Here is a 6,144-nt window from a genome sequence, read left to right as displayed (position 1 = left end):
ATCAAGGTGAGAACTACGCGACGATCAGGATGAGAAGTTGATTGTCGCGCTACAGTCGGCGGCCTACAGGCGCTGATCGGGGTGGGCAGCATCATCGGCATCCTAGTGGGTGCCCGCTTTGCCGACCGACCAGGTGCGCGCACCATGGTGGCGGTCAGCTTTGCGGTGTCGGCCTTGGCGCTTTCGCTCTACTCGCTGCTGCCATTGTCTGGCCTGACAGGCGCCAGTCTGCTTGGGGTGCTGGCATTCGCGATGGTGGCAGGTGCGGCCGCCCTGTTTGCGCGAACACCAGTGATTCAGAGCCAACTGGTGGCCATTGCGCCCGCCAATGCCGCCGTGCTGCTGGCCCTTAATGGCGCGACCGTGTTTGTCGGTCAGGGGCTGGGCGCGCTGTTGGGTGCGGCCACCATCTCCAATGCCGGAATCGGCGCCCTGGGCTTCAGCGCCGCCGCACTTGCCAGCGTCGGCCTTGTCGCAGTCCTCACGCTTGTGCCGAAACCGGTTCCGGCGGCAGGCTGACGGGCAGGCGCAGCACCTCACCGGCCAGCCGAGCCGCCACCGCAAAGGGCTGCGGGCTGTGTTCGATCCGGGCCAGGCCGCGTGCACCCTGTAGCAGCGTCACGATGGCGATTGCCGCCTCCCGGGCCACTGCCGACGTCATGCCGCAGCCTTCCAAATGGGCAGCGATCAGGCCGATCCAACTCGTCGATGCCGCCGCCAGCGGTTTGCCGGACGCGGCCTCGCCCGCCGGCTGCTCATTCGCTAGGATCTGCACCAGACAAGAGAGCCTGAACCCGGCGCCGGCCATTTCGGCAGCAACGGCGGCGAACAATGCGGCCACGAACCCGCCCGCATCACCGGAATGGGCGGCCGACAGCCGGCGCAGCAGCGCATCCACCCGTCCGGCATAGACTGCCAGCGCCTCGGCCGCCAGCTGCGCCTTGCCGCCCGGGAAATGGAAGTAAAAGGATCCCTTGGGAGAGCCGCTTTCGGCGATGATCTGGGCAAGGCCGGTGGCGGCATAACCCTGGGTGCGGAACAGATGTTCGGCCGTGGCGAGGGCCCTGGCCCGGGAATCGGTGTGGCGTGGCATGGTCCTCCCGATAGCAGATGGCGCTTGACAAGACTATACCAACCACCATAGTACAACAATCGCCATAGCAAAGGAGAGATGGTCATGCCGATGATCCAGATCACCGTTCCCGCCGGTTCGCTCGATGCCAGCAAAAAGGCCGAGATGATCCGGTTGATCACCGATGCCGCCGTTGCCGCCGAAGGCATTCCCGCCGTGCGCGCGCAGACGTTCGTGCAGATCCACGAAGTGCCCGATGGCGGCTGGGGCATTGCCGGCCGCGCTGTCACCCTGGCGATGATGCAGGCTGCGCTGGCAGCCCATTGACCATAGTGCCTGGTGCAATTGGGGCCGGGATGGGGTCGAACCCCTTCCCGGCGCGTTCAATTGGCCATGTGGCATATGGGGCTCGGCGTGCGGTGCTGCCCGTGCCGGATGTAGCCCAAGACTGCGCTTCGTCGGCTGGTACAGCGCGCAGCGGCGCTATGAACGTTGGTCGCGCAAGGTCAAGGTTCCGCCGTCAGTGGCAGTTGACGTCAGCCGGCACAATTGACCTGGCGCCACGAGCCCTCGGCAAGAGGTGGCTTGCTATGCCATCAATCACTTCTGTTCCGGATTGGCAAAGGCCTTGAGACCAATCTTCCATTCGCCAGAGACATTGAACAAAATGAAATAGTCCCAGTAAACGGCGTTGGCCCCAATATTGACCCTGACCCGCGCCACTGCGCCAGGACCGGACACGTCAAGCCATTCGATGGTACGGCGAATTGCCTCGACATTGGCTGGCGGCGAGCCACGGAAGTTGCGCTCTGCGAATTCCGCTGCTGTCCATGACACTATCTTTCCGCCCAACACGCCTTCGACGCGGCCATTCGGCAAGAAGGCATTGCGCACCGCTTCGGCACTGCCTGAATCCGCCGCCTGAAAATAGCGTTCGACAGCATGCTTTGCTGCTGCAGTTTGCATAGAGGCGGTGGCGTTGTGATCCATGCTTGGCCGCGACCGTATCTGCGGCTGGGCAGCATTCAGATTGCCGGCCAGTGCCCACGGCAACAGCAGCATGCCCAACCTGTTCAGTCCCGACCGCGTCATGGCTGATCTTCCTGTGCGGAAACGGCGAGGCGGGACGGAAAGGGCCCGTGCTCGATCAGGTTCCGGTTTTCTACAACCCGCCCAAGCTGTGCGAAGGCAAACCCGTCAGGAAGTACGGTTCTGTGTGCTGACTGAATGGGCGCCCAGCGGGGCGCAACCCCTTCAAAGCCCTTCTCGTCACGGTATGTCACCATGACGATCGCATTCCATGCCCCGTCTTCACTGCCAGTATCGAACCATCTGTAGTCGAGGAATAGGCCCTGCCGGACTGCAATGGCATCCATTGCGAACCAGTTTGCCCGCACGAAGCGCTCAAGCTGGGCCAACCGGCCTGGAGCGGATTTGAGATAGGTGAGGGTCACCACCCGCGTCGTTGCCGGTTCGGCAGCGGCGGCGCCTGCGATCGCGCTGGCCGAAATGCTACCTGCCAGCGTCATGCCAAAGACCCAGAGGGTCAGCCTGAGGACTGTTGCTGTCATGATCGGAGCCTCTTTAATCAAAAATACTGATTTATGCTTGCTGCTATCAGCGTTTGTTTTTGAAACCTAATCTTGCTATAAATCTGCCGTTTGCATAAGAGAAGCAAATAGTTTTGACGGAATCGTACGGAATTTTTGATGAATGCTCGACGTCCGGCGCTGTCCATAGATGCGCTCGTTGTTCTCGATGCAGTGGCGCGCCATCAATCGCTGGCCAGGGCGGCGGTCGAACTGAACAGAGTACCCTCTGCCCTCAGCTACACCATGTGCCAGCTCGAACAGCGCATGGGCCTGGCCTTGTTCCACCGGTCAAAGCGCAATCTGACCCTGACAGAGGCCGGCATCGTTGTGTTGGAGGACGGACGTCGATTGCTTCGCGCCGCGCATGACATTGAAAGCCGAGTTCGCCAATTGGCAAAGGGGTGGGAAGTCGAATTGCGGATTGCCGTGGATACGATCTTTGGCCCGCAAATGCTGTTCCCATTGCTGACCAAGTTCGACGGGCTGCAATCTGACACGCGGATCAGCGTGCTGGAAGAAGCTGTGTCTGGCTGCTGGGATGCGCTGGTTTCCGATCGGGCTGATCTGGTCGTGGCGGGGCTTGGAACGGGTGGCGTTCCATTCGGCGGAGGTTATCAGATCCATGCACTTGGCAGTCTGGCCTTCGACTTTGCCGTTGCCCCTTGGCACCCGCTTGTGGCCTTTGCCGGCCGGTCGAGCCCTATCACGGACGATGAACTTCGCACCTATCGGGTGGTTAGTGTGGCTGACAGTGCACAGATCAGGCCTGCGGGCGGCATTGGCCTTCTGGCCGGACAGAACAAGCTGACCGTGACCAGCATGCGCGACAAGCTGGCCGCCCAGTTGGCTGGATTGGGCGTGGGGTTCCTGCCTAGGTACATGGCCGAACCCGAGTTTGCGGCCGGTCGGCTGGTCAAGCTTGATGTCCAGCAGCCCCGACCACTCGCGACATTCTGCATCGCCCATCGGCACGACAGACTTGGGAGGGCTGGCGAGTGGTTCGTTGACCAGATCCGCGGGATGCCAACGCTGCTTGATGGCCTGATGCCGCTCAACGGGACACGCAAATATACTCGGCGCGAGGAATGACTTTGCGTGTGTAAACAATGCGGACCGCGTTGGCCGCCCATCTTGCCTGGCTGCAATCGAGGGTGTTTGCTGTGGGCGCGTTTCCCTATCCTGACTGATCTATCTGGCGTCGTGGAAGATGATGCCCAGTGTTCGGCGCTGCCCGTACCGGATATCGGCAACACCGTGCCGCATCACGGCCTTGCTCCAGCCGCGCGCACTCGCTACAGGCCGGTCACGCACCGGAAACACGACCGCATCGCCGCGCCGCAATGGCACCACCCGCGCGCGGGATTGCATGCGCGCCCGCCCCTCCACCAGCACGAACTCGCCGCCCTCGAAATCGCGGCCCGGCGCGTCGAGCAGCACCGCCAGCTGCAACGGAAACACCAGGTCGCCATAGACATCCTGATGCAGCCGGTTGTGATCGCCTGGGCCATAACGCAGCAACAGTGGTGTGGGCCGGGTCTGACCGGCCGCGGCACATTCTGCTGCCAATGCCGTATGATCGGCAGGCCAGTGCCGCAATCCGGCCAAGCGGTCCGCCCAGACATTGGCGACGGCCGCCAGTGGCGGATAGAGCGTTTCGCGCAACTGCTGCACCATATCCGGCAACGGCCGCGCGAAATAGCGATATTCACCCTGGCCATAGCCATGCCGCGCCATAATGACCGTGGAGCGGAAGGCGGTGGCGCCATCGTCGAACATGGCCGCCACGGTGGCGCAGGCATCGGCATCGAGCAGCGCCGGCAATACGGCATGGCCATCGCGGTCCAGCGCAGACAGTATGGCATCGGCCGGCGGCGGCGGAATCGCGCTCATGCCACGGCCCTCTACCGCCGTTCGGCGTCCAGCAGGGCACGCTTGCGCTCGATGCCCCAGCGATAACCGCCGAGGCCCCCGTCCGCCCGCAGCACCCGATGGCAGGGGATGAGCACTGCCATCCGGTTGGCGCCACAGGCGCTGGCAGCAGCGCGCACCGCCCTGGGTTCGGCAATCGCTTCGGCCACCTCGCCATAGCTGACGACATCCCCCGGTTTCACGCTGAGCAGGAAGCGCCACACCTTGATCTGGAACGCGGTACCGCGCAGGTCCAGCGGCAGATCGGGCCGCGGTGCGCTGCCGGCCAGATGATCGGCCAGGGCGGCCATCCAGTCATCCAGTGGCTGGCTCGCCTCCGGCCCGGCCGGCAGCAGGCGGGCGCGGGGAAACTCCGCCGCCAATTGTGCCAGAAGGCCTCCCGCCGTTTCACCAAACTGCACGAAGCACACGCCGCGCTCGGTTGCCGCCATCATGAGGGGGCCCAGCACGGTCTCGCGCGTGGCGTGCACGATGGTTTCGCCCGCCCCTCCGGCGCGATAGGCGCGCGGGGTCATGCCTAGCCCGCCATCAACATGTTCATAGATGCGACTGGTCGACCCGAAACCGGCGTCCAGAGTGGCATGGAGCACATTCTCGCCGTCACGCAGACGGCCCTTGAACATGGTCAGCCGCTCTGCCGCCTGATAGTCGCGGGGGCTGATGCTGAATTCGGCCTTGAAACGGCGCTGGAAATGAAAGGGGCTCATGCCGGCTTCTTCGGCCAGGCGTGACAGCGGCAGTGGCTGGTCCGCATGGTTGCGGATAAAGCGGGCCATGTCGGCCATCAACGATGTGCCGGGATTCGCGATCGCCTGCGGATGGCAGCGCCGGCAAGGGCGAAAGCCCGCCGCGGTCGCCCCTGTCGCGCTGTCGAAGAAGCGAACATTCGCCGGGCGCGGCGTGCGCGACGGGCAACTTGGCCGGCAGAAAATGCCGGTGGTCACCACGGCATAGAAGAAGGGATCGGATGCGTCCTCTGTCCGGGCCTGCACCCGGGCCCAGCGATCATTGTCGGTGGTGTCGATCATCACAAATCTCCCGCACAGGGCTTCAGGCAGCATGGGCAGTGGCAGCGACCAGCTGCCGCGCCTTTTCGACATCCGGACTGCGATAGACCGCTTCCGGAATGGTCGCCAATGTTGACGGCTGCAGCTCTTCCCCCAGGCCATAGAATTTCTGGAAGCTCATGATGAGCGGCCGCCACTTGTCAGGGTCAATGCGGTCGGCCTCGCCGTCCATCAGGATGCTGTCATGCAGATGCACCCGCAGGATCCGGGCTTCAAACGTCAGGATCTTGCCGGCCTGGGTGGGGTCTTCGGCCGCCAGCGAATGGATCGCCTCGATGCGGGCTTCCAGCTGCACGGGCGCTTCCATGGCACGCGGCGGCGCCACGGTTTCGCTGACGATGGGGGTCAGTCCGGCAAGGGCGAACTTGTCCGCTTCATGCCGGTATCCGCGCGCCGCCTTGTAGGCTAGCACCGGGTCGTTGCCGGTGGTCAGCGCCAACCGGTGTCAACGGCGGAGTAAAAGTCGGCCATTGGGCGGCGCAAA

General features: G+C 63.6%; 9 protein-coding genes. 3 read left to right on the top strand and 6 right to left on the bottom strand.

What is annotated here, in order from left to right:
• The first annotated feature begins 144 nt into the window (after window positions 1-144).
• Window positions 145-519, top strand: a complete 375-nt coding sequence (locus CHU93_RS00315; protein ID WP_094472237.1) for a hypothetical protein — start codon at window positions 145-147, stop codon at window positions 517-519.
• On the opposite strand, the gene CHU93_RS00310 is transcribed toward CHU93_RS00315, so the two are convergent.
• Window positions 482-1,093, bottom strand: a complete 612-nt coding sequence (locus CHU93_RS00310) for a TetR/AcrR family transcriptional regulator (RefSeq protein WP_094472236.1) — start codon at window positions 1,091-1,093, stop codon at window positions 482-484. The two genes, CHU93_RS00315 and CHU93_RS00310, sit on opposite strands and share 38 nt — an antisense overlap.
• Before the next feature lie 84 nt (window positions 1,094-1,177).
• Here CHU93_RS00310 and CHU93_RS00305 point away from each other — a divergent pair, with 84 nt between their 5' ends.
• Window positions 1,178-1,399 (top strand): tautomerase family protein, encoded by a 222-nt coding sequence (locus CHU93_RS00305; protein ID WP_094472238.1) that lies wholly within the window; start codon window positions 1,178-1,180, stop codon window positions 1,397-1,399.
• A 273-nt stretch (window positions 1,400-1,672) separates the two neighbouring features.
• Here CHU93_RS00305 and CHU93_RS00300 read toward each other — a convergent pair whose 3' ends face one another.
• Together CHU93_RS00300 and CHU93_RS00295 are read right to left on the bottom strand one after the other, a co-directional pair.
• Window positions 1,673-2,134 carry a nuclear transport factor 2 family protein gene (locus CHU93_RS00300; protein ID WP_165768530.1) on the bottom strand — a complete coding sequence of 154 codons (462 nt, stop codon included), beginning with the start codon at window positions 2,132-2,134 and terminating at the stop codon, window positions 1,673-1,675.
• 26 nt (window positions 2,135-2,160) lie between these two features.
• Window positions 2,161-2,643, bottom strand: coding sequence for a hypothetical protein (locus tag CHU93_RS00295; protein WP_094472234.1), 483 nt, complete (start codon window positions 2,641-2,643; stop codon window positions 2,161-2,163).
• Between the two features lie 138 nt (window positions 2,644-2,781).
• Here CHU93_RS00295 and CHU93_RS00290 point away from each other — a divergent pair, with 138 nt between their 5' ends.
• A complete protein-coding gene (locus CHU93_RS00290; RefSeq protein ID WP_094472233.1) occupies window positions 2,782-3,753 on the top strand; it encodes a LysR family transcriptional regulator in 972 nt (323 codons plus the stop codon).
• Window positions 3,754-3,852: 99 nt separating this feature from the next.
• Here the strand turns inward: CHU93_RS00290 and CHU93_RS00285 are convergent, their stop codons facing one another.
• Genes CHU93_RS00285 through CHU93_RS00275 form a run of 3 tightly spaced genes read right to left on the bottom strand, consistent with a single transcriptional unit; the run spans window position 3,853 to window position 6,099 of the window.
• Entirely contained in the window at window positions 3,853-4,554 is a 702-nt protein-coding gene (locus CHU93_RS00285) for a 2OG-Fe(II) oxygenase (RefSeq protein ID WP_094472232.1), read from the bottom strand.
• An 11-nt stretch (window positions 4,555-4,565) separates the two neighbouring features.
• Window positions 4,566-5,621 (bottom strand): bifunctional DNA-binding transcriptional regulator/O6-methylguanine-DNA methyltransferase Ada, encoded by a 1,056-nt coding sequence (gene ada, locus CHU93_RS00280; protein ID WP_094472231.1) that lies wholly within the window; start codon window positions 5,619-5,621, stop codon window positions 4,566-4,568.
• A gap of 22 nt (window positions 5,622-5,643) precedes the next feature.
• On the bottom strand, window positions 5,644-6,099 hold the full coding sequence (locus tag CHU93_RS00275) for a hypothetical protein (RefSeq protein ID WP_094472230.1): 456 nt from the start codon (window positions 6,097-6,099) through the stop codon (window positions 5,644-5,646).
• Window positions 6,100-6,144: the final 45 nt, after the last annotated feature.

The sequence above is a fragment of the Sandarakinorhabdus cyanobacteriorum genome (assembly GCF_002251755.1).
Lineage (GTDB): Bacteria > Pseudomonadota > Alphaproteobacteria > Sphingomonadales > Sphingomonadaceae > Sandarakinorhabdus > Sandarakinorhabdus cyanobacteriorum.
This window is presented reverse-complemented; position numbering and strand designations above follow the sequence as displayed.